Annotated in this window: 21 protein-coding genes; 17 read left to right on the forward strand and 4 right to left on the reverse strand. The window is 64.2% G+C overall.

Annotated elements, in window-relative coordinates; translation table 11 throughout:
• The first annotated feature begins 145 nt into the window (after positions 1 to 145).
• The gene (locus D7316_RS21035) at positions 146 to 1,642 is read left to right on the forward strand and encodes an aldehyde dehydrogenase (RefSeq protein WP_124709985.1); all 1,497 of its coding nucleotides are present in this window, start codon (positions 146 to 148) and stop codon (positions 1,640 to 1,642) included.
• Positions 1,643 to 1,667: 25 nt separating this feature from the next.
• Here D7316_RS21035 and D7316_RS21040 read toward each other — a convergent pair whose 3' ends face one another.
• Positions 1,668 to 2,315: a TetR family transcriptional regulator gene (locus D7316_RS21040; protein WP_124709986.1), complete on the reverse strand. Its 648-nt coding sequence runs from the start codon at positions 2,313 to 2,315 to the stop codon at positions 1,668 to 1,670.
• Positions 2,316 to 2,692: 377 nt separating this feature from the next.
• Here D7316_RS21040 and D7316_RS21045 point away from each other — a divergent pair, with 377 nt between their 5' ends.
• The 6 genes from D7316_RS21045 (at position 2,693) to D7316_RS21070 (ending at position 8,803) form a co-directional block, all read left to right on the forward strand.
• Positions 2,693 to 3,562, forward strand: coding sequence for an SDR family NAD(P)-dependent oxidoreductase (locus D7316_RS21045; protein ID WP_124709987.1), 870 nt, complete (start codon positions 2,693 to 2,695; stop codon positions 3,560 to 3,562).
• Between the two features lie 5 nt (positions 3,563 to 3,567).
• Positions 3,568 to 3,804, forward strand: a complete 237-nt coding sequence (locus D7316_RS21050) for a ferredoxin (protein ID WP_124709988.1) — start codon at positions 3,568 to 3,570, stop codon at positions 3,802 to 3,804.
• Positions 3,801 to 5,030 carry a cytochrome P450 gene (locus D7316_RS21055; RefSeq protein ID WP_124709989.1) on the forward strand — a complete coding sequence of 410 codons (1,230 nt, stop codon included), beginning with the start codon at positions 3,801 to 3,803 and terminating at the stop codon, positions 5,028 to 5,030. The genes D7316_RS21050 and D7316_RS21055 overlap by 4 nt, the downstream gene beginning before the upstream one ends.
• Positions 5,031 to 5,184: 154 nt before the next feature.
• Positions 5,185 to 6,366, forward strand: a complete 1,182-nt coding sequence (locus tag D7316_RS21060) for an aromatic ring-hydroxylating oxygenase subunit alpha (protein ID WP_124709990.1) — start codon at positions 5,185 to 5,187, stop codon at positions 6,364 to 6,366.
• 137 nt (positions 6,367 to 6,503) lie between these two features.
• Complete coding sequence (locus D7316_RS21065; RefSeq protein WP_124709991.1) at positions 6,504 to 8,024, forward strand: class I adenylate-forming enzyme family protein; 1,521 nt, start codon at positions 6,504 to 6,506, stop codon at positions 8,022 to 8,024.
• A gap of 143 nt (positions 8,025 to 8,167) precedes the next feature.
• Entirely contained in the window at positions 8,168 to 8,803 is a 636-nt protein-coding gene (locus tag D7316_RS21070) for a TetR/AcrR family transcriptional regulator (RefSeq protein WP_124709992.1), read from the forward strand.
• Between the two features lie 73 nt (positions 8,804 to 8,876).
• Here the strand turns inward: D7316_RS21070 and D7316_RS21075 are convergent, their stop codons facing one another.
• Positions 8,877 to 9,701: a mycofactocin-coupled SDR family oxidoreductase gene (locus D7316_RS21075; RefSeq protein ID WP_124709993.1), complete on the reverse strand. Its 825-nt coding sequence runs from the start codon at positions 9,699 to 9,701 to the stop codon at positions 8,877 to 8,879.
• Between the two features lie 477 nt (positions 9,702 to 10,178).
• Here D7316_RS21075 and D7316_RS21080 point away from each other — a divergent pair, with 477 nt between their 5' ends.
• From D7316_RS21080 to D7316_RS21125, 10 genes are all read left to right on the forward strand, one after another.
• The gene (locus tag D7316_RS21080; protein ID WP_124709994.1) at positions 10,179 to 11,039 is read left to right on the forward strand and encodes an ABC transporter permease; all 861 of its coding nucleotides are present in this window, start codon (positions 10,179 to 10,181) and stop codon (positions 11,037 to 11,039) included.
• An 88-nt stretch (positions 11,040 to 11,127) separates the two neighbouring features.
• On the forward strand, positions 11,128 to 11,910 hold the full coding sequence (locus D7316_RS21085) for an MlaE family ABC transporter permease (protein WP_124711485.1): 783 nt from the start codon (positions 11,128 to 11,130) through the stop codon (positions 11,908 to 11,910).
• A gap of 70 nt (positions 11,911 to 11,980) precedes the next feature.
• Positions 11,981 to 12,997 carry an MlaD family protein gene (locus D7316_RS21090; RefSeq protein WP_232017006.1) on the forward strand — a complete coding sequence of 339 codons (1,017 nt, stop codon included), beginning with the start codon at positions 11,981 to 11,983 and terminating at the stop codon, positions 12,995 to 12,997.
• A 2-nt stretch (positions 12,998 to 12,999) separates the two neighbouring features.
• Positions 13,000 to 14,007, forward strand: a complete 1,008-nt coding sequence (locus tag D7316_RS21095; RefSeq protein WP_124709996.1) for an MlaD family protein — start codon at positions 13,000 to 13,002, stop codon at positions 14,005 to 14,007.
• On the forward strand, positions 13,995 to 14,999 hold the full coding sequence (locus tag D7316_RS21100) for an MlaD family protein (protein ID WP_124709997.1): 1,005 nt from the start codon (positions 13,995 to 13,997) through the stop codon (positions 14,997 to 14,999). The genes D7316_RS21095 and D7316_RS21100 overlap by 13 nt, the downstream gene beginning before the upstream one ends.
• Position 15,000: 1 nt before the next feature.
• Positions 15,001 to 16,089 (forward strand): MlaD family protein, encoded by a 1,089-nt coding sequence (locus D7316_RS21105; protein WP_232017007.1) that lies wholly within the window; start codon positions 15,001 to 15,003, stop codon positions 16,087 to 16,089.
• 20 nt (positions 16,090 to 16,109) lie between these two features.
• Complete coding sequence (locus tag D7316_RS21110; RefSeq protein ID WP_124709998.1) at positions 16,110 to 17,111, forward strand: MlaD family protein; 1,002 nt, start codon at positions 16,110 to 16,112, stop codon at positions 17,109 to 17,111.
• Positions 17,108 to 18,064: an MlaD family protein gene (locus tag D7316_RS21115; protein ID WP_124709999.1), complete on the forward strand. Its 957-nt coding sequence runs from the start codon at positions 17,108 to 17,110 to the stop codon at positions 18,062 to 18,064. The genes D7316_RS21110 and D7316_RS21115 overlap by 4 nt, the downstream gene beginning before the upstream one ends.
• A gap of 89 nt (positions 18,065 to 18,153) precedes the next feature.
• Positions 18,154 to 18,831: a hypothetical protein gene (locus D7316_RS21120; RefSeq protein ID WP_197718281.1), complete on the forward strand. Its 678-nt coding sequence runs from the start codon at positions 18,154 to 18,156 to the stop codon at positions 18,829 to 18,831.
• A 50-nt stretch (positions 18,832 to 18,881) separates the two neighbouring features.
• Positions 18,882 to 19,970 carry an ABC transporter ATP-binding protein gene (locus D7316_RS21125; protein ID WP_124710000.1) on the forward strand — a complete coding sequence of 363 codons (1,089 nt, stop codon included), beginning with the start codon at positions 18,882 to 18,884 and terminating at the stop codon, positions 19,968 to 19,970.
• Here the strand turns inward: D7316_RS21125 and D7316_RS21130 are convergent.
• A complete protein-coding gene (locus tag D7316_RS21130; protein ID WP_232017008.1) occupies positions 19,967 to 20,908 on the reverse strand; it encodes an esterase/lipase family protein in 942 nt (313 codons plus the stop codon). The two genes, D7316_RS21125 and D7316_RS21130, sit on opposite strands and share 4 nt — an antisense overlap.
• Before the next feature lie 99 nt (positions 20,909 to 21,007).
• On the reverse strand, positions 21,008 to 21,598 hold the full coding sequence (locus tag D7316_RS21135; protein ID WP_124710001.1) for a TetR/AcrR family transcriptional regulator: 591 nt from the start codon (positions 21,596 to 21,598) through the stop codon (positions 21,008 to 21,010).
• Positions 21,599 to 21,605 lie beyond the last annotated feature (7 nt).

Below are 21,605 nucleotides of genomic sequence, written 5' to 3' on the forward strand. Positions count from 1 at the left end.
GCCGGATCGCGAGCGACCGTGAAACAAAGGACAGATTCTGTCATCTGTTGACCTAAAGCCTTTCGGTTACTACTCTACGGTTTGTGACCCCGTTCACAGGGCCGTGTACGGCCCTCTCACCACGAGCTCGAGGAGTGCGACTGCAATGACGACGACGGAACAGGCCGCGGACCCGATCGCCGCGATCGGCGACAGGGATCAGGTCTTCATCGGGGGGCGGTGGGTCGACTCCACCGGCTCGGACTGGATCGAGGTCGTGGATTCCTGGTCAGAGAAGACTGCCGCACGTGTCCGGGCCGCCACCGCCGATGACATGACGCGTGCGGTGGACGCGGCCCGCGCGTCGTTCGACGCCGGTGTGTGGGCGAACAAGCCGATCGCCGAGCGCGCCGACATCATCGACACCATCGCCGACCGCCTCGATGCCCGCGTGGAGGAACTGACCACGCTCGGTGTCGTCGAGGTCGGTGTCCCGCTTCCGGTCAGTGCGATGACACAGCAGATGACGACCGGCCTCTTCCGTGCGGTGGCCCAGGAGGCGCGAACCGCGACGATAAGTGAGGAGCGGACCCGCGCCGACGGTGGAGTATCCCGAATCCTCAAGGAGCCCAGCGGTGTCGTGGGTGTCATCATCCCGTGGAACGGCCCGATCGGAACGATCGCGTTCAAGGTGATCCCGGCGCTCGCGGCGGGATGCTCGGTCGTGTTGAAGACGTCGCCGGAAGCTCCGCTGTCCCCGTCGATCTTCGCCGACGTCGTCGGTGAACTCGTCACCGAAGGGGCCATCCCGGAAGGTGTTCTGAGCGTTCTGGTCGCCGACCGCGAGGTCTCCGAGTCGCTCGTCACCAACCCGAAGGTCGATCACATCACCTTCACCGGGAGCACCTCCACCGGACGCCGGATCATGAACCTGGCCAGCGAGCGTGTCGCGAAGGTCTCGCTCGAACTCGGCGGCAAGTCCGCGGCGATCATCCTCGACGATGCCGACCTGAACGCCGTGATGCAGGCCCTCCCGATGGGCGGTTGCATGCAGTCGGGGCAGGCGTGCATCGCGCTCACGCGAGTCCTGGTGTCGCGCAACCGCCACGACGAGGTGGTGGCCGCCTACAAGGCGGCGCTGGGCATGATTCCCATGGGCAACCCATGGGAGCAGACGAACTTCCTCGGCCCGCTGACCTCGGCACGCCAGCGGGATCGCGTCGAGAGCTACATCGAGACCGCCCGAGCCGAGGGCGCGGAGATCGTGCACGGTGGTGGGCGTGGCGTCGATCAGGGCTTCTTCGTCGAGCCGACCATCGTCGACAACGTGCGCAATGACATGACGATCGCGCAGGAAGAGGTGTTCGGTCCGGTCATCTCGATCATCACCTACGAGGACGAGGACGAAGCGGTGGCGATCGCCAACGACTCGATCTACGGACTCTCGGGCGCGGTGTTCACTGCCGATCCCGAGCGTGGTTTCGCACTCGCGCAACGTATTCGGACCGGAACGGTCAACGTGAACACGTCCACGATCGACTTCACGCTGCCGTTCGGCGGGTACAAGCAATCCGGCGTCGGACGTGAAGGTGGGCCGGAAGGACTCGAGGAGTTCTTCGAGACCAAGACGGTCCACTTCCCGGCACCGCAGCCGGCCCAGTGACCCGGCGAGGCCGTGGCCGAGGCGCTCAGCCGGCCACGGCCTCGCTGTCCAATTCGTGATCCCGGATGATCCCGTGCAGGAAGCTGCGCACCATCTCCTCGAACAGTTGCTTCTGCGTCAGCGGGTTGGTGGCGAGGGCCTCGGTGAGTAGGGGTTGCGAGGTCTTGTCGACGTTCGGGAAGATCGTCGACTTCGTGCTCGGCGGACGCATCGCCTCCATGAGCACGGTCCCGATCGACAGTGTTTCCATGCCGTCGAGGATGCGCACGTGCAGGTGTGCGGGGACCCCGGAGTCGAGGAGGAACTGAGCGGTGTCCTCGTAGGTGCCGACGAAGAGCTCGCGCGGAAGGTGTTGCAGCAGGATCGGAGCGGCATTGCGGTGGCGCAGGATCGACTGGCGGAAGTTGAGTGCCAACGCGACGAAATACTCGGGCCAGTCGGGACCTGGCCGCCGACGGGGGCGGGCCACGGACGTCCCGGCGATGAAGCGGGCCACCTCGGTGAGGATCTCGTTCTTGTCCGAGAAGTGGTGATACAGCGAGGGCGCTCGTACTCCCATGTGCTTGGCCAGCCTCGGCAGACTGAAAGCCTCGAGGCCTTCGGAGTCGATGATCTCGATCGATGCCTCGACCGCCGCATCGCGACTGATCAGCGGCTTGGATGGTCGCGCCATCGGTCCACCTTCCCGTGCCCTCGTGTTGCCGTACCTAGCAAGAGTAGTTTTTCGCGCCGCGGCGGTCCATGTCCGCGTCCCGGTGGTCGTCTGTGGACGCGTCATCGACTCCGCCTGCACGTGGTCTGTGTCCACGAGGTCGGGTTCCCGGGCTCGAGATCTGTTGCGTGCCAGCCGGTTGCTGGGTGGACAAGGTGCTGACAAATATCGCTTGACGTCTCATGTAAAAAGTCTTACGGTGGCTGCAAGGTGGTCGACATCACATTTCTCGTCAGGTGTGGCGGTCGAGCATCTCAGTGGAGCCCACTCAAGGTGCAGTCGTCGGCGGCCCAGATCGGCGGATGCCCGGGCAATTCGAGAGCAAGGAATCCGATCACATGAAGCTTGAAGGCAAGGTAGCCCTGATCACCGGTGCCGGTTCGGGCCTGGGACGTCAATCGTCCCAACTCTTCTCGTCCGAGGGCGCGCGGATCGCCGTCGTGGACATCGACGGTGACCGGGCAGAGCAGACCGCGAAGCTCGTCGAGCAGCAGGGTGGCGAGGCCATCGCCATCACGGCCGACGTGGCGCAGAAGTCGCAGATCGTCTCCGCTGTGGACGAGACGGTCAAGCACTTCGGCAAGCTCGACATCGCTTGGGCCAACGCGGGAATCGTCTCTCGCGGAGGTGTTCCCACCGTTGCGGGTGGAGAGTCGGTCCTCTTCGAGGACCTGACCGAGGACGACTGGCAGCACGTGTTGGGGATCAATCTCAGCGGCGTGATCTACACCGCGCAGGCCGCTGTGCCGGCACTGAAGGCCAATGGTGGCGGCACGATCCTCGCGACGTCATCGGCGGCGTCGCTCGTCGCGTACCACGACATCGCGCTCTACAGCGCGACCAAGGCGGGCGTCAACGGTTTCGTTCGCGGCCTGAGCCTGGACCTCGGCCCATACGGTATCCGCGTCAACGCGCTGGCGCCGACTCACGGTATGTCGCCGAACTTCCTGATGCCCGCCGGTTCGCCCGTCGTCGGCCAGTCCTACGAAGAGGTCTCCGGCCCGTGGGATCCGTTCGTCTCGCCGATCCCGCTCAAGCTCAACCGTCCGCCGTCACTGGTCGACAATGCCAAGGTCGCGCTCTTCCTGGCCTCGGACGACTCCGCATACATCACCGGCGCCACCATCGGCTCGACGGATGGCGGAACCCTCTCGCGCGTCGGTATGTGGTTCGCGGAGGATCTCGACCAGAAGAATCCCAACGCCTGAACGCCATGTCATCCACGCAGGAGAGCATTCTGACCGTGGATCGGGTCGCGTGCGCCGGGCACGGATTGTGTTACGGCGCCGCACCGGACCTGATCGACTGCGACGACCAGGGCGACCCGATAGTGCCCGATCATGCGCTCGGATCAGACGAGGTCGGACCGGCCAATGAGGCCGTGTCCCTCTGCCCCGAGCGTGCCCTGGCGCTCCAGCCCATCACCACAGCCCCGGAGGATCAGTCATGACAACAGCCGAACGTTCCCGTGAGGACGTCACCGTCGACTTCGACGTCTACGACCAGAACATCGCCGCACCGGTGGACCGCTTCCAGGAGATGGCCGCCGAACTCGCGTCCAAAGGGCCGGTGGTCTACTCGACCGCGTACGGCGGTCACTGGATCGTCACCCGCTACCAGGAGATCCATGAGGTGCTCCGGGATGCCGAGACCTTCTCCAGTTACCCCAACAACCTGGTGACGAACGAGGCGTTCGGGAAGTTCATCCCGATCGAACTCGATCCCCCGGAGCACACCGGGTACCGCAAGGCGCTGCAACCGCTGTTCGGGCCCGCGCGCATGAAGAAGCTGTCCGAGAGCATCCGCACGGTGGTCAACGACCTGCTCGACGAGTTCGCGAGCAAGGGTGAGGCCGAGTACATCTCGGCGTTCGCGCACGAGCTGCCCGCCCGGATCTTCCTCGCCCTCATGGATTGGCCCATCGAGGACGCGCCGCTGTTCACCGACGCCACCGATGTGGTGCTGTTCGGCAAGCCCGGTGGTACCGAGGAAGAGTCGCTGGAGGCCCGTGCCATCGCCGGTATGCAGATGCTCGGCTACTTCCAGAAGATGGTCGACGAACGGCGGGCCAACCCCGGCGACGACGTGACATCGCAACTGATCCACACCGAGGTCGAGCTCGCCGACGGGCTGCGTCTGCTGACCGACGAAGAGCTGAACCGCATGTTCTTCCTGCTCCTCATCGCCGGCCTGCACACCGTGCAGGGTTCGTTGGCGTGGGCGATCGTGCACCTGGTCAACAACCCCGAACAGCGGCAGCAGATCATCGACGACCCGGCGATGATCCCGAGCGCGGTCGAGGAGATCCTCCGGATCGAGGCCGCGGTGGTCCCGGGTCGTCGCGCCACGCGTGACGTCGAGTTGGGCGGCATGTCAGTCAAGGAAGGCGAACAGCTGATCCTGCTGCTGTGTTCGGCCAATCGTGACGACGGCGAGTTCGACGAGCCGGACGAGCTCGACGTCACCCGCCGCCCGAATCGCCACCTCGCCTTCGGCGGCGGCGCGCACCGATGCCTGGGCTCGCACCTCGCGCGGATCGAGCTGACCATCGCCCTGGAGGAGATCCACCGGCGGATTCCCGACTACGACCTCGTCGAATCCGACCCGCCCGTCTTCCATGCGAGTCAGGTCCGGGGCTGCGTGAAGATGCCCATCCGGTTCACTCCGGAGTCCTGACCAGGGGGAAGTGACGACGGCCGGCCTTCCCTCTCATCGTCATCGGCGGCCGTCGTTGCCTCTTAAACCTTATAGCTGTAGATTAATGGCAGTGCTGGACCTGATCGGGTCCGGTACTCACAGACCCGGCCAACGACAGCCTTTCGGAGGACCCATGACCACCTCGCTCCCGCGTCAGGATCGGATCCGTCGAGCGCTCGAACTCCTGCGACACGAGACGACGGACAAGTTCGACGAGATCATTCCCTTCGAGCCGGGCGAGTTCACCGACCCGATACTGGCCAAGGACGAACGCGATCACGTCTTCGGTCGGGTCCCGTCGATCGTCGCCCACTCGTCGGAGCTGGCGAAAGCCAACGACTTCATCACCGTGACGATGCCGCGCAACAACATCATCGTGGTCCGTCAGAAGGACGGCGGGGTCAAGTCGTTCGTGAACCTGTGCCGCCACCGGGGTGCCCTGCTGGAGGAGAGCGAGAAGGGCCGTTGCCGCATCTTCTCGTGCGGCTACCACCGCTGGTCCTACGACCCGGACGGGTCGCTGCGAACCATCACCCGCGACTCCACATTCGGTGACGTCGACCGCGGCGACCACGGGCTGATCGAGATCCCGACCGAGGAGCGACACGGCTTCATCTGGGTCGTCGACAACGCCAAGGAGGACATCGATGTCGCCGCGTGGCTCGGACCGGAGATCGACGGAATCCTCGCCGAGTACGAACTCGACAAGTCGGTGTGTTTCCGGGCCGGCGGCTTCGACGAGCCCACCAACTGGAAGATCATGCAGGACGCCTTCCTGGACGGTTATCACATCCAGTACGCGCATCCCAACACCGCCGGCAAGATCATCCACACGAACGTGATGGCGTTCGAGGACTTCGGTCGGCACTGCCGGTTCATCGCACCGCGCAAGTCGATCGATCGGTTCCTCGAGGAGGACCCCGGTGACGAGAACCTCGACAAGTACGTCACCGAAACGCACTTCCTACTGCCCAACAGCACTCTCCTCCGGCAGCCGGATCACTTCCAGCTGTTGACCTTCCGGCCACATCCCACCGACCCGACGAAGTCCCGGATGGAGCAACGGCTGATCGTTCCGACGGTCGAGGACAGCGGGATGGCACAGGAGCGGTGGGAGCGGCTCTGGAACAAGAACTGGGAGATCCTCCTCGCGGTGCTGCACAACGAGGACTTCCCCCTCCTGCGGGACTCCCAGCGCGGCATGGGCAGTGCGGACGCCGGCGACATGTTGCTCGGCCGCAACGAGATCGCCAACCAGGTGTTCCGCAGGGAGATCAAGAAACTCGTCGCCACCGGGCGGTCGAACATCGGCTGACCCATGGTGACCCGACGTGTTGGGCCGAATCGCCCACCCGTCGGCGCTGTCCGAATTATCCTAATTGCGTTAGATGACGGCCACGGCCGCACCCGATGACACCAACCGTCGCACAGACACCGGATGAAGGAAGAACGATGACCGCAACGATCGGAGCCGCCCTGGACTGGTGGGCCCGCACCAAGGGAGACACCGACGCGGTGGTGTTCTCCGAATCCTCGCTCACCTACCGGGATCTGAGGGACTGGAGCAGCCGGGTGGCTCGACTCCTCGTCGAGGAACGCGGTGTCGCCGAGGGGGATCGGGTCGGTGTGCTGGGTCCCAACTCGCTCGAGTGGCCGGTCGCGTCGCTCGGTGTGCTCAAGTCCGGGGCTGTACTCGTCCCGTTGAACAGCCGGTACAAGCCGGCCGAGCTGCGGAAGATCGCCGACGACGCGGGGATCTCGGTGGTGATCGCGGCTCCGGGATTCGAACAGCTCGCCGAGGACACCGCTGCCATCGGGGAGGAGTTCACGGTCATCTCCTACGCGGAGCTCGACGGACTCCGATCGGGTGGGGCAGACGACTTCCGCGTCGATCGCGAGCCCGATGAACCGACCACGGTTCTGTTCACGAGTGGATCGACGGGGCTGTCGAAGGGGGTGATCCTGACCAACCGCACGCTGCTGTCGATCGTGCTGGAGAACACCCTCACCGAGGAGGGTTTCCGGCCGGGCACGACGACGCTGCTCGTACTCCCGCTGGCGTTCACCCCGGGCCTCGTCTACGGACTTCTGATCACCACCGTTCTCGGGGGAACGCTGATCGTCGAACCCGAATTGAATCCGTCCAACGCCGTGACGTTGCTCGAGAAGCATGCGGTCAAGGCGATCTTCGGGGTGCCGCTCATCTTCGAGGCGATCTCGCGCGCACCGGAATTCGTCGACGCGGACCTCAGCTCGCTCAAGACGGCGATCGTCGGCGGCGCCGCCGTGCCCGGCCAGCTTCTCAAGCGATGGGCCGACAAAGGCGTACTGCTGCGCCAGATCTACGGCATGACCGAAGCGGGTGGCGTGGCCACCGCGACGATCCGTGACGAGGCGCTGGAGTTCCCGGATCGTTGCGGCACGGGCTCGATCTTCACCGAGGTGAAGGTGTTCACCCCGGAGGGAGAGCCGGCCGCGCCGGGCGAGCAGGGGGAGCTGGTCGTCCGCGGACCGGGTGTGACACCCGGTTACTGGAACGACCCGGAATCGACGTCACAGGCGATACGCGACGGGTGGTTGCACAGTGGTGACCTCGGGGTCAGCGACCCCGAGGGCCGGGTGCAATTCGTCGATCGACTGAAGGATCTGATCATCTCGGGCGGGATCAACATCTCCCCGGTCGAACTGGAGATCGCCATCGGCGCGATCGACGGCGTCGCCGAAGTGTCGGTGATCGCTGCGCACGACGACCGATTCGGCGAGACCCCCGCCGCCATCGTCACCGTCTCGAAGGATCTCGACGCCGACACGATCGTCGCCCACTGCGAGAAGGTCCTCGCCGACTTCAAGGTCCCGCGATATGTGGTGATCCGCCAGGATCCGCTCCCGCGTCTGCCCTCCGGCAAGATCGCCAAGACGATGATCCGCGACGAATACAAGGACGTCGACACCCGATTCAGCAAGGTGCGCTGACCGTCTGCTGACCACAGCTCGGCCACGAGGCATCACCGACCCCGGTGATGCCTCGTACCATCTGTTACGCCGAACCTGCTGGTCGCTACAACGGACGGAATGCGTTTCTTGTATCGTGACCGATGAAACGCAGGAGGTGAACGGTGGCGCGGCGTAAAACAGGCAATGTCCTCAGCGAGGACGTCGACGAGGCCCGTAAACAGATCATGGTCGCGGCCGAGCGCGTGTTCCAGCGTTACGGGGTCGCCAAGACCACGATGGACGACATCGGTCGGGAGGCGGGAGTCTCGCGTCCCACGGTGTACCGGTACTTCGGTGATCGGGACACGCTGATCTCCGCACTCATCGAACGTCGCGCCCGCATGCTCTTCGTCAAGGCGCGAAAGTTCCTGCTGGATCAGGAGACGTTCGCGGATCAACTCGTCGAGGGGTTGATCTTCCTCGTCGACCGCGGTCGCAAAGATCCGCTCGTCCGCATCCTGGTCAGTCCCGAGCACATGCAGATGGCCGAACCGCTCGTCGGCAGTTCGGGTCTCGCGGCGCGGCTCACCGCAGAGATGTGGGAGCCGGTCATCGACCGGGCCGTCGAGCGTGGTGAGGTCCGCCCGGATCTGGACAAACAGAAGATGGCGGAGTGGATCGCACTGGTGCAGTTCATCCTGGTCGGTCGGCTCGACTTCGATCGCCCGGACGATCCGGTCCATCGTGAGATGCTGCGGGACTTCGTCCTACCGGCCTTTCTCCCGTCGGCCGTGCCGGCCGCGGAGCGCCTGACCTGATATCCGGGAGTCCGATCAGACAGACAGACGACGTCGCCCCTCGCGGAGGAGAGGCGACGTCGTCTGTCATCCGTCAGCGGTTGTTGTAGCCCGCGTCGACCGGCAAGGTGACGCCGGTGATGTAGCGGGCCTCGTCCGAGGCCAGGAAAACCATCGCGTTGCTCACGTCGACGGCCTCGATCAGTTCGACCGGCATCGGGTTCTTGTACGCCTCGTCGTTCGCGACCTCCGGATGGGAGTTCACGAACTCGCCGTACTCGGCATTGGCCACCATGGGGGTGTTGACCCCGGTCGGGTGGATGGTGTTGACGCGGATCGATTCTTTCGCCAACTGCTTGGAGAACAGTCGCATCAGGCCGACGACACCGTGTTTGGATGCCGAGTACCCCGCCTGTCCCGCAAAGGTGTTGAGCCCCATGCTCGTCAGGCCGGCAGCGGAACTGGTGATGATGATCGAGCCACCCTCGCCCTGCGCGACGAGCCGCGGTGTGGCGATGTCGAGGACGTTCCAGACCCCGGTGAGCATCACGTCGATGGCATCGTGCCACGCCTGGGACTGCTCGCCCGGGCCGATCACCGGCATGATCCCGGCGTTGGCGATGACGATGTCGAGGCGACCGAACTGTTCGGTGCCCAGATCGAGGATGCGTCCGATGTCCTCGCGATTCCGTACATCGCCGACCGACGTGACGATCTGGCCGCCAACGGCCTTCACGAGTCGTTCGGTCTCGGCGAGATCTTCGCGGGTGGCCATCGGGTAGAACACGGACGGGATCTGATCGCAGATGTCGAGCCCGATGATCGACGCACCCTCCTCGGCCATCCGGATGGCGTGCGACCGTCCCTGTCCGCGGGCCACGCCCGTGATGAAGACGACCTTGCCGTCGAGTCTCTGCATGTCGGTTCCTTTCTCGCCGGGCCTCTTCTGGGCACGGGGGCATCCGAGTGTGACACCACTCACAAGCAGTAAAACTAACACCAGTAGATTGATGTTGGCAACACCCGCGCCGAGGCACAGGTCTGAGCCGGCCAAGGGGACGCCGCAGGCCGCTGAACTGGGTCAACTGTTCAGAAGTGATTGACATCACGTCTGAACACTATGTATGCTCGGCGTGTTCAAACGCCCAGGATCGCCGCCCGTTACGCGAACGATGACGTTTGGACAGCGGCGGAGCTGATGACAAATAACGATTGACGTATCGCGTCTCATGTAGGTATACACATAGACGTTGTGATGCAGCACACGTGATCAGCCCGGTGTGGTCGCCGCATCAACGAACGGCCCACGCCTGCAGTACCCGACTCGACAGTCCGAGACGACGAATACCGACCGCTTCCGCGGATCGGCAGCCGACAGAGGTAGGAGGAAGGTGTGATGGGCGCAGTTGCGCTTCGCGCAGGTCGCGCATCGCCACGGGGGGCGATCAAGGTACAGAGGATTGCGGCAGGTGTCCTGGACCGTCTGATCCGGAGCATCAACACTCTGGGCCGCTCTGCCCGGCTCGCCGCGGATGTCTTCCGGTTCTCCGTCACCGACTCGCTGGCGCTTCGACTTCCGGTCGGCGAGGTCATCGAGCAGATGTGGAAGCTCTTCAAGGTCACCGCGCTGCCGGCGCTGTTGATGGCCGTGCCGATCGGCGCGGAGGTCTCGGTTCAGGTCGGCGGCGTGATGGACCAGGTCGGTGCCAACTCGCTGGCCGGAGCCGCCAGCGGTCTCGGTGTCGTCGGCCAGGGGGCTCCCATGGCCGCGGGCCTGCTGATGAGTGGTGCCGCGGCGTCCGCCATCGCATCCGACCTCGGAGCCAGGTCGATTCGCGAAGAGATCGAGGCGATGCGGGTCATGGGCGTCAACCCGATCCAGCGGCTCATCGTCCCGCGATTTCTCGCGATGTTGATGATCGCGCCCGCCCTGTGCATCATCATCATCGCGTCGGGCGTGGCCGCCGGCCTGGCGATCTCGGCAAACGTGAACGACGTGGTCCCGGCAAGCTTCTGGCAGTCGTTCGGTGCCTTCGCGACACCGACCGATCTGGCGTTCTCGATGCTCAAGGCAGTGCTGTTCGCGATCCTCGTCGTCATCATCGCCAGCCTGCGAGGGCTCGAGGCGAAAGGCGGCCCGAAGGGTGTCGCGAACGCGGTGAACGCCTCCGTGGTGCTGTCCGTGTTCTGCATCTTCATGACCAATTTGATGGTCAGCCAGTTGCAGACGATGTTCTTCCCGCCGAGGCTGGCCTGAGATGGCGTCGTTGACCGGTGAACCGGCAGGCGCCAACCTCCTCACCAGAGGGGTGCAGGGGATCGGCCGAGGACTCCTCGGCATCGCGATGGAGATCGGGCAGATTGTCGTCTTCGTCTGGAAGACCATCGTTCTGTTGCCCACCACGATCCGTCACTACCGCAAGCAGACGGCCAAGACGATGAACGACATGGCCTGGGGGAGCGGATCTCTCATCGTCGACGGCGGCGTGGTGAGTCTGATGTTCTTCCTGGGGGTCGCCGTCGGGGCGGTCGTGGCCATCCAGGCGTTCATGGCGTTCGACCTCCTCGGTTTCGGTGCGCTCACCGGCATCATCGGCTCGTTCGGCAACATCCGCGTCATCGCGCCCATCATCACCGGTATCGGATTCGCGGCGCAGGCGGGGTGTCGGATGACCGCGGAGATCGGGGCCATGCGGATCTCGGAGGAGATCGACGCCACCGAGTCGATGGGCCTTCGCGCCATCCCGTTCGTCGTCGGGACCCGCCTCGTCGGCGGAATGCTGGTGGTACTGCCCAGCTATCTGATGGCGCTGGTGGTCAGCTTCATCACCGGCGGTTTGATCATCAAACTGTTCCACGAGCAACCGAGTGGGACCTACGACCACTACTTCGCTCAGTTCGTCACGCTGCCCGACCTCATCGCCTCGGTGATCAAGGCGCTGGTGTTCTGTGCCGTGGTGACGATGATCCATTGCTACTACGGCTATTTCGCCAACGGCGGGCCGGCGGGGGTCGGTTCGGCGTCGGGCCGTGCGATCCGCGCGAGCCTGGTGGCGATCGTCGTACTGAACTTCTTGATGACCGTCGCGATTTGGGGCCTGAACCCCGAGTTGCCCTTCAGAGGATGACATGGCCAGGCACACGAGCCAGGATTTCATCCGCGGGGATCTCCGCGGACAGTTACGCACACTTGGAGTGGTGGGCACAGCCAGTATCGCGGTGATTGTGCTCGTCGTCGCGGTCGCGTGGATCGTCTACCCCAAGGCGACAGAGCCCGAGGGCACCCGGGTCCAGTTGGTGATCCCGGCGCTCGGTCCGGGGGTCAAGGTGGGCTCCAAGGTCCTCCTCCGCGGAGCCGAGGTCGGCGAGGTGACCAGCGTATCCTCCCCTCGCGCAGGCGATGTCCAGGTGGACGTCGTTCTCCGGCCATCGGCGACCTCGGTGCTGAGCGACAGTCTCGATGTCGACTTCCGGCCCGAGAACTATTTCGGCATCACCGCGGTCAACCTCATCGAGAAGTCCGGCGGAGCGCCCCTGCGCGACGGTCAGGTGCTGGCACGGGACTCGTCCCCCGACTACACGATGTCGACGATGCTCGAGCGAGGGTCGCTCGTCGTCGACGGCACCCTGACGAAGGACATGATCGCGAGTCTGGACAAGGCGATCCGGTACGCCAACGGACTCGCTCCCTTGATCCGGTCGGGCATCATCGTCGCGGACACCGTCGCCAAGACCCAGCGGCAGATGCCCATCACGCTGATCCGCCGTATGAATGCGGTACTCGACGAGTTCCCGGCGTTCAACCGACAGGTCACCAGTGCGCTCTATGCGATCACGGAGAGTCCCTACAACAAGTTGCCGGACGGTAGCCGGGGGGTCGACGACGCGTTCCACAAGGAGACCGACGCAGCGCTCGAGATCGCGTCGAGCGACCTGTTCGGCAAGGCGGGTGCGCTGCTGGCGTCCCATGACAGCGAATTGACCCCTTTGACAACACTTCTGGAGAAGATGGCCGATCCACTGCCCGGCGTGATCGGCGGCGGGGTGACGATGGACAAGACGGTTGCGCTCATCGACGGTCTGGAGAGCGCGTTCGTCGGGACCAAGGATCAGCAGACCCTCCAGTTGCGTATCGTCCTCGACTCCATGCCCGCCGTCGCAGGTCCGTTGGCACAGATGGGCGTCACGCAACGCCTGCCGAGAAAGGGGAGGTGACCATGTCGCACAGGACGCAGACGATCGTCTCCGCTGTGAAGGTGCTGGCGGTGGCAACCATCACCGTGCTGTTGTTCGTCCTCGTGATCAATGCCATGCGCAATCCCGTACAGGTCGAGACCAGCTCGTACTCAGCCGATTTCACCGACGCCTCCGGTCTGAACGTGAACGGGGACGTGCGGATGAAGGGCATGCGGATCGGAAAGGTGACTTCCGTCGAGCTGCGAGAGGTGGACGGCCGGCCGGTGGCCCATGTCGCCTTCACGATGGGTAGCGAGCACCAGCTGACCGATACGACAGCGCTCGCCATCAAGTATCAGAACCTGACCGGTGTGCGCTACGTCGACGTGTCCGAGGGTGAGAATCCCGGGCGACCCGTGTCGTCGATCCCGGCGAGCAAGACGACGCCGTCGTTCGACATCACCGAACTGTTCAACGGTCTGCAGCCGGTCCTGTCCACGATGAACACGCAACAGGTGAACGAGTTCAGCGAGAATGCCATCGCTCTGCTGCAAGGGGATGGATCAGGCCTCGGGCCGATGCTGGACAACGCGCAGAAACTCGCATCCTTCGCGGACGATCGCCAACGGGTCATCGAGACGCTCGCCCGCAACATGGGACGGATCTCGGACTCGATGGGCGGTCGGTCGAAGTACGTGCTGCAGTTCCTCCATGCGGTGAATCTGCCGATCAGCAACGCGATGACGGTCCTCGACGAGTTCCCGAAGACCGCGACCTACGGACCGGCGTTGCTCGAGCCGATCGAGCGCATCCTGAAGTCCCTGGGAGTGAGTCCTGAGCTGGACGTCGACGTCTTGCTGACGTCGGTGTTCCACTCCATGACGGATGCACTGAACTCGTTCAAGCTCATGCCGAGCGCGCTGGCCGGGTTGCAGATCTCGAACTCGGGGCGGTCGACGTCGACCGGATGCAGCAAGGGTCGCGCACAACTGCCGACTGACGTCCAGGTCCTACTGAACGGGAGCGGGGTCGTGCTGTGCGCGAAGTGAGACAACGCAGATTCGGCGACCGGGTCAAGAACGCATGGTCCAGCGACGCCCTGTTGGGTGTCGGGGTCATCGTCGTCGTGGTCGCCATCCTGGCCACGTTGGGAATCTTCTACCTGCGGCCGGCGAACCAGAAGACCATCGCGTTCGAGACGACCGATGCCTCCGCCATCACCACCGGCCAAGACGTCCGAGTGGCAGGCATCAGCGTCGGCAAGGTGTCCGACGTGACCCTCGAACCGAACCGGGTCAAGGTGTCCATGCGGGTCGACGAGTCGACCGCAGTCGGCGATCAGTCACGCGTCGAGGTGCGGATGCTGACCCCTGTCGGCGGATACGCGATCACCCTGATCCCCATGGGGACACAGGCATCCGCAGGAGTGATCCCCGCCGACCGTGTCGCCGTGCCGTACTCGATCGGTGACGTCCTGCAGAGTGCGCCGACGGTCACCGATCAAGTCGACGCCACCGACGTCAACGCGAATCTCGAACAGGTGGCGAGCGCACTGCAATCAAACTCCACATCACTGCGGTCGATCGTCGAGGGGATGAACGCCGTCACGGGAGTCTTCGACCGACAACGAGCCCAGATGCACCGGGTTGCCGCGCTTGCGAGCGAATACCTGCAGAACTTCAATGCCAACCGGGAGTTCGTGTTCGACCTCATCCGGAAGATCGACATCGTGGTGACGACGTACAACAACAACGCGGCGGGCTTCAATTACACCTATTACCTGCTGGGCATGATCCTCAGTCGGGTGATGCCGTTCGAGAAGTTCTACCTCAAGCACAGCGATCTCGTGCGCACGAACATCTATGCGATCCGTGATGCGATCACCGAGATGCAGAAGCACATGGGACCTGCGTTGGACAATCTCCTGGCGATGCGTGATCAGCTCGCGAAGTGGTTGACGCCGAACGGTATCCGTGAGATCGGTGGCGGCACGATCCTCGCCTCGGACGTCTGCGTGCCGATTCCCGGACGGAGGTGCTGAGATGGGAACACACAAAATGAGCAGGCGGTCGCTTGCCGCGATCGGTGCAGTCGTGGTCGTCGCGATCGGTGCGACCCTGGGCCTCGGGATCAGCAGGGCCGCCGACCGCACCGGTGGAGCGGGTACCGGAGGAGACGGTTTCTGTGCCGAGATGACCGATGCCATCGGGCTCTACGTGGGCAACCCGGTCACCCAGATGGGCATGCCGGTCGGTGAGGTCACCGGCATACGATCCGCCGGGGACCACGTCCAGGTCACCTTCGATCTGCGGTCGGGCCGGGACTACCCGGCCGACGTGCAGGCGGTGACCCGATCCAAATCGCTCCTCGCGGACCGAACCCTGGAACTCGTCGGAAACTATTCCGGCGGAACGACTCTGAGATCCGGAGAGTGTATCGCGGGGTCGCGAACACACACTCCGAAGAGCATTTCCGAGATCACCGGCTCCGCATCCGATTTCATCAAGAACCTGACCAAATCGGGTACCGATGACGTCGGAGGCACGATCAACGGACTCGACAAGGCTCTCGCGGGTACCGCACCGGACGCGGAGAACGTGTTCCGCCACGCGGCGGCCGCATCGAAGAACCCGGATCAGTTCATCGCCGACATCGGCGCCTCGATCGCGAACATGGCTCCGCTCACCGACAACGCATTACGTCAGTGGCCGCAGATCATGTCGATCCTGAACCAGATGCCGGACGTGGCGAGCCTGGGAACAGAGTTGTTCGCGTCCGTCTCCAAGTTCGACCGCGGGGTCGGCTGGACGGTGGCGACCATCTATGACATCCAGCGCAACTACGGCTCGATCCTGTGGCCATTGATGCACGGGCCGGTGACCGACCTGATCACCTTGGCGGCCGCACGCGCACCGGATCTTCAGAAGTTGTACGGAATGGTGCCGTCCATCGCCACTGCCCTGCGGCAGCAGGAGAATGCTGCTGGCGGACTCTCCTTGCCCTACAAGGCACCTGGGGTCTCGGTCTCGGCAGCTCAATGCCGCGCGCTCGGTGCGGCGTGCTCGGCCGAGGGCCGTACAGGCTCGGTGAACCTCCTGAACCTCATCCTGCAGAAGGCGGCGACACGGTGACGATCCTGGGAGCGACCTCCATGCGAACGACTTTGCGTACGTGGCTCTGTCTGTTGGCACTTCTACCCGTTCTGCTGGTCAGCGGATGTGCCTTCGGCCCCAACGACCTTCCCTCGGTGCGGGCGGGCGTCAGCCAGGATTTCGACGTCACACTGCAGTTCGACAGCGTCCTGAATCTCCCGGCGGGCGCGGACGCGATGATGAATGGACTTCGGGTGGGGCAGGTCCGGTCGACCGCGGTCACCGATGACGGTGTCGATGTGAAAGTGGGACTTACGCAGGATGCCCGCGTGCCCGCCGATACGACGGCGATCATCCGGCAGAACACGCTACTCGGTGACACCTATCTCGCCCTGACGCCGGAGGCGCGTGACACCGGTCAATCCGGGTACCTGGCCGAAGGAAGTGTGGTACCGAAGTCGCGCACGACGTCACCGCCGCAATTGGAGGACACGATCGCCGTACTCGCATACTTCGTCAACGGCGGCAGCATCCAGAAGGTCCAGGACACGATGGCGACCCTGAACAAGACGTTGCCCCAGTTGAAGGACGTCCGGAAGATGGCGTCGACTGTGTCCGCCGACCTCGACGACCTGGCGGACAGTACCTCCGAGATCGACCGCCTGCTCGTCGGCTTGGATCGAACGTCCACCTCGTTCACCGATCGGAAGGATCAGATCGCTGCGGTGTTCGGTGAACAGGGCGCGGATTTCTGGACTCGTGTCTCCAAGTCGGTTGTCGGACACATCAGTACGTTGCTCCCGTCGGTGGGTTCGATCTTCGTCGGCGGACTGTGGCTGATCCCGATGCTCACCTCGGTCGCCGAGACCACCGAGGCGGGCCGCGGGATGTGGGACAAGGGCCCGGCGACGGCAGCCCGGCTGTCCGACTTCCTACGAACAACGATCCTGCCGTTCGCGGAGAAGCCGTCGGTCAATGTCACGTCGGTCCAGAATCGGGACGGCGATCAACTCGTCGGCGACGCCACCACGGTCCTGCGGATGCTTGGGGCGGTTCGATGATCACCAAGACCAGAGTCTCCGTGCTCGCCATGCTCGTCCTCGCCGCAGTGTCGGTCGCCTACATCATGAATGTCGGTCTGCACGTGCGTACCCCGAGTGAGCGGTCCGCGTCGTTGGTGGTCCCCGACACGAACGGGATCATGACCGGGTCCCGGGTGTTGTTGCGCGGCATCGAGATAGGTCACGTCGTCGGTATCGACCAGACCGCGACAGGCGTGAAGTTGACCCTGAATTACGACCAGGCTCAGCAGATCCCGGTCGACAGCAGGTTCCGCGTGGACAACCTCTCCGCCCTCGGCGAGGCCTACGTGGCGGTTCTGCCCGAGACGGCTGCGGGTCCCTACCTGGCGGAGAATGCCACGATCGATACGGATCGTGTCTCCGTCCCGACCACGTTCAAGGAACTGTCCGAGCAGCTCACAGTCCTCCTGCAGCAGACCGATTCGGACGCGGTCCGGCGGATCTTCGGCACGGTGGACGAGGGTCTCCCCGACGGGGTCGATGTGCTCGGTACCCTGAACCGGGCCGGCGGACTGCTGTCCGGTGAGCTGACGCAGCAGTCGGACTCGTTCATCACGTTGCTCAGCACGATGCAGCCACTGCTGATGAGATCGGCCCCCATCCCTGCCCTGATGCGGGAGACCTCGCCGAGAATGCTGGGCTTCGGTACGGGTTTCGAGGAGCTGCTGGCCTCCGTCCGGGACGCCACGGTGACCGGACCGCTGCTTGCCGGTATCCGCGACGGCGGTAGTCCGCTGTTCACCGAGCTGCAGAAGTTCCTCGACGAGAACTCGGCACACCTCAACGTGATCGGGGTCAATCTTCTGCCTGCCGCCCAGGCGGGGGCTGCATCGCTCCGCACCGTCGACGTGGGCGCCGTCCTCGATCGCGCACTCGCCGCGACCACACCGAGAGGTGCCCTCACCGTGCGGGTCCCGGCGGGAGGTCGTTGATGGTCGACCGCACCGACGAGAGCGACTCAGGAACCGAGAACGACCCAGACACCGGACAAGGTGAACAACACCGGAAGGAGGCCGACGCCATGTCGACCACGACCACCGAGACCACGACCGAGAAGACAGCCGCAACAACCGAAGACGTCAACCCGGAATCCGACAAGGCCCCGGAATCGACCGACTCCGGAGCCGCGGCGAGCGAGCCGTCCACTGGCGGATCGAGCCGTTGGACCAACAGATCGTTCTCGACTCGGTCGATTCTCGTCACACTGGCCGTCGTCGCGGCCATCGCCGTCATCGCAGTACTGAGCTGGCAGCTCGTCGCGGCACGCTCCGAGGTGGATGATCTGAACGCGGCGAGTGCCGATCGGACGAAAGCCGAGCAGGTGGCGCTGGACTACGCCACCGGCGCAGCACAGATGAGCTTCGAGAACCCGGACGACTGGCGATCGCGGCTGACCAAGGGGACCACGCCGGAACTCGGCGATCGGCTCGACAAGGCGTCGACGTCGATGGAACAACTCATCAAGCCGCTCCAGTGGAGTTCGACCGCGCAGCCCATCTCGGCGAAGGTCGAGTCGGAGTCCGGTGGTGTCTACCAGGTTCAGGCGTTCGTCAACGTGTTCACCAAGAACGCGCAGGCGCCGGACGGCATCGAGTCCACTGCGACCTACAAGATGACCATCGACAAGAACAACGACTGGGTCATCACCGACATCAGCGGGATCGGGTCGAACCTCGGGGGCCAGGCGGCACCGAAGTGATGCGCCGTCGGATGCAGGTGACGCCGTCCGGATCGACCAGGGAGTGAGTGATGGGTGTTGAGGTCAGTGTTTCGGGTCTGACGAAATCGTTTGGTTCGCAGAATATTTGGCGAGATGTCTCGCTGACGTTGCCGACGGGTGAGGTGTCGGCGTTGTTGGGGCCGTCGGGTACGGGTAAGTCGGTGTTCTTGAAGACGCTGATCGGGTTGCTGCATCCCGAGCAGGGGTCGGTGATCGTCGACGGTACCGACATCACGCAGTGTTCGGCCAAGGAGCTCTACGAGATCCGCAAGTTGTTCGGGGTGTTGTTCCAGGACGGTGCGTTGTTCGGGTCGATGAGCCTGTTCGACAACATCGCGTTCCCGCTTCGTGAGCACACGAAGAAGAAGGAAGACGAAGTCCGCGACATCGTGATGGAGAAGATCGACCTCGTCGGTCTGACCGGTGCCGAGGACAAACTCCCGGGTGAGATCTCCGGTGGTATGCGCAAGCGTGCCGGGCTGGCGCGTGCGCTGGTGCTGGATCCGCAGATCATCCTGTGCGACGAGCCGGACTCGGGTCTCGATCCCGTCCGTACCGCCTACATCTCGCAGTTGCTGATCGACATCAACGCGCAGATCGATGCGACGGTGTTGGTGGTGACGCACAACATCAACATCGCCCGCACCATCCCGGACAACATCGGCATGCTCTTCCGCAAGGAACTCGTCATGTTCGGTCCGCGGGAGGTGCTGTTGACCTCGGAGCAGCCGGTGGTCAAGCAGTTCCTCTCCGGTGACCGGTTCGGTCCCATCGGTATGTCGGAGGAGAAAGACTCTGCGGTGGCCGCGCAGGAGGAGGCGATGGCGGCAGCGGGTATCTCCGGTGGTGGTACCAAGGATGATTTCACCGAGATCATCCCGCAGGTGCAGCCGAACCCGGGCATGCCCGAACGCAAGGCCATTGCCAGGCATCGGCAGCGAGTGCTCGAGTTGCTCCCGACGCTACCGCCCGACGCCCAGGAAGCGGTCCGCCGAGGCATGGCCGAAGAGGACGAGATCCGTGCCGAGAACCGGGCACGAGATCATTCGGGTCTCGTGCCGGACGACGCACCTACCGCGCCGCTGCGTGTGGTGGGCGGACGGACCCAGTCGGTCTAGCCCGGCGCGACGGGGTGGCAATGTGGCGCCTGCGCCGAGGACGGGTGGAGTGCGTTCTGTACGAGTCGGAGAGTGATGTCGTCGTAGATGACGGAGCCGTGAAAGACATGATCTTCGGGGCAAGAGTCCTGGATCACGGTGTTGGTCACGTTAGGGGCGGGAGTGAGCGTCGCCTCCGCGGGATCGACGACGAGGTCGTGTCTGGAACTGACGGTCACGTATCGGACGTCGGGGCGCGTCAGGCCGTCGCGCCGGATTGCCCGCATGTACTCGGAGTTCTTGGTGCCGTCCACGGCTGCCGGGAGGCTTGCCTTTAAACCTCCAGTGCCGCCCGGGATCTGGGCGATCCACTCGAGAAATCCGTAACCACTCATGCCCTGGACGGGTGAGGCGAGAGCAATGAAGGTGTTCACCCTGCGGGTGCCGCCGAGCTCGTTGAGGTAGTGGAAGGGCACCAGGCCGCCCTCGGAGTATCCGACGACGTCGACCTGGTCGGAACCGGTGCGGGCGGCCACGCGCTCGATGAACGCACCGATCTCGCGGGCCGAAGTGCGGAGGTCGCCGACCTGATGGAAGGGACCCGAGGTGGGGCCGCCGTAGTCCAGGCCGAACACGCAATAGCCCGCTGCCGCCAGCTGTGGGGCGTACATGGACCACGTCGCATACTTGTTCAGGAATGCGCCGTTCAACAGCACCACGGGACGCGGGTGATCGGTTGTCGGCCGACATCCCGGAACGTTCATCCCGATCGGTAAGGCCTCCGGGTGCTGGATCGAGTAGGCGACAGCTGATTTCCAGTCTGATTGCGTCGGCCCATAGAGGTCGTCCGCGCGAGCGCTCGGCGCCACAGCGAGAACGGCGACCGCAACCATCCAGGCAGTCGTCAGGATGGCGCGATGAAGGCGCTGTGGACGGTCGGTGATCCGGACTCTGCCCATGTGGTCCTCGGTTCCGAGCGGGCTTCATGTTGCTGTCAGAACGATCACACTACCTACTGCACGTAGATTTGTGGCCGAAACGCGGCAGGCCGCCGAGCGTCAGCGACCGACGATCGCCGGCGCGACGAAAGTCCGGAGTTTGGTACGGATGCGCTCCAGTGCGTCACCGTCGTCGTCGTACTGACTGATGTACATGATCTCCATCTCGGAGATCCATTCCGAGATCATGCGCAGATCCAGATCTGCCCGAATGGTGCCGGCGGCCTGTTCATCGGCCAGGATCGGTCCCCACAGCTCGTGGGTCAGTTCGACGGCGCGACCCGACACATTCAGGAGTTGGACCGACAGCGCCATCGACTCCGGTGACACCAGCCGATTGACCATCGGGTCGGAATGGCCCTTCCGAATATCGCGGCAGATGCCCTCGACGATCCGCTCCTCTACGGTCGGCCATCGCTTGATGTACTCACGCGCCTTGTCCATGTTCGCGCGGGCGCGTCGTACGACGAGCTCGGTGATCAGGGCCTCACGGTCCGCGAAGTATCGGTAGACGGTCGCGCGTGACAGCGACGCGGCGCGGGCGATGTCCTCCATCGTCGTCTTCGCGATGCCGAACTGAGCGAAGCATTCCTCGGCAGCCGTGAGGAGCGCCTCGCGGGCGTCGGCGGGGAGTTCGGTGCGTGTGACCACACGAGAA

The sequence above is a fragment of the Gordonia insulae genome, assembly GCF_003855095.1.
Taxonomy (GTDB): domain Bacteria; phylum Actinomycetota; class Actinomycetes; order Mycobacteriales; family Mycobacteriaceae; genus Gordonia; species Gordonia insulae.

Excerpts from the sequence above, each read along its gene's own strand:
- D7316_RS21050 (WP_124709988.1), top strand. The coding sequence starts at position 3,568 with ATGTCATCCACGCAGGAGAGCATTCTGACCGTGGATCGGGTCGCGTGC.
- D7316_RS21045 (WP_124709987.1), top strand. The coding sequence starts at position 2,693 with ATGAAGCTTGAAGGCAAGGTAGCCCTGATCACCGGTGCCGGTTCGGGC.
- D7316_RS21130 (WP_232017008.1), bottom strand. The coding sequence starts at position 20,908 with ATGGGCAGAGTCCGGATCACCGACCGTCCACAGCGCCTTCATCGCGCC.
- D7316_RS21040 (WP_124709986.1), bottom strand. The coding sequence starts at position 2,315 with ATGGCGCGACCATCCAAGCCGCTGATCAGTCGCGATGCGGCGGTCGAG.
- D7316_RS21085 (WP_124711485.1), top strand. The coding sequence starts at position 11,128 with ATGGAGATCGGGCAGATTGTCGTCTTCGTCTGGAAGACCATCGTTCTG.
- D7316_RS21035 (WP_124709985.1), top strand. The coding sequence starts at position 146 with ATGACGACGACGGAACAGGCCGCGGACCCGATCGCCGCGATCGGCGAC.
- D7316_RS21075 (WP_124709993.1), bottom strand. The coding sequence starts at position 9,701 with ATGCAGAGACTCGACGGCAAGGTCGTCTTCATCACGGGCGTGGCCCGC.
- D7316_RS21060 (WP_124709990.1), top strand. The coding sequence starts at position 5,185 with ATGACCACCTCGCTCCCGCGTCAGGATCGGATCCGTCGAGCGCTCGAA.
- D7316_RS21125 (WP_124710000.1), top strand. The coding sequence starts at position 18,882 with ATGGGTGTTGAGGTCAGTGTTTCGGGTCTGACGAAATCGTTTGGTTCG.
- D7316_RS21120 (WP_197718281.1), top strand. The coding sequence starts at position 18,154 with ATGTCGACCACGACCACCGAGACCACGACCGAGAAGACAGCCGCAACA.
- D7316_RS21095 (WP_124709996.1), top strand. The coding sequence starts at position 13,000 with ATGTCGCACAGGACGCAGACGATCGTCTCCGCTGTGAAGGTGCTGGCG.
- D7316_RS21115 (WP_124709999.1), top strand. The coding sequence starts at position 17,108 with ATGATCACCAAGACCAGAGTCTCCGTGCTCGCCATGCTCGTCCTCGCC.
- D7316_RS21110 (WP_124709998.1), top strand. The coding sequence starts at position 16,110 with ATGCGAACGACTTTGCGTACGTGGCTCTGTCTGTTGGCACTTCTACCC.
- D7316_RS21065 (WP_124709991.1), top strand. The coding sequence starts at position 6,504 with ATGACCGCAACGATCGGAGCCGCCCTGGACTGGTGGGCCCGCACCAAG.
- D7316_RS21105 (WP_232017007.1), top strand. The coding sequence starts at position 15,001 with ATGGGAACACACAAAATGAGCAGGCGGTCGCTTGCCGCGATCGGTGCA.
- D7316_RS21055 (WP_124709989.1), top strand. The coding sequence starts at position 3,801 with ATGACAACAGCCGAACGTTCCCGTGAGGACGTCACCGTCGACTTCGAC.
- D7316_RS21080 (WP_124709994.1), top strand. The coding sequence starts at position 10,179 with ATGGGCGCAGTTGCGCTTCGCGCAGGTCGCGCATCGCCACGGGGGGCG.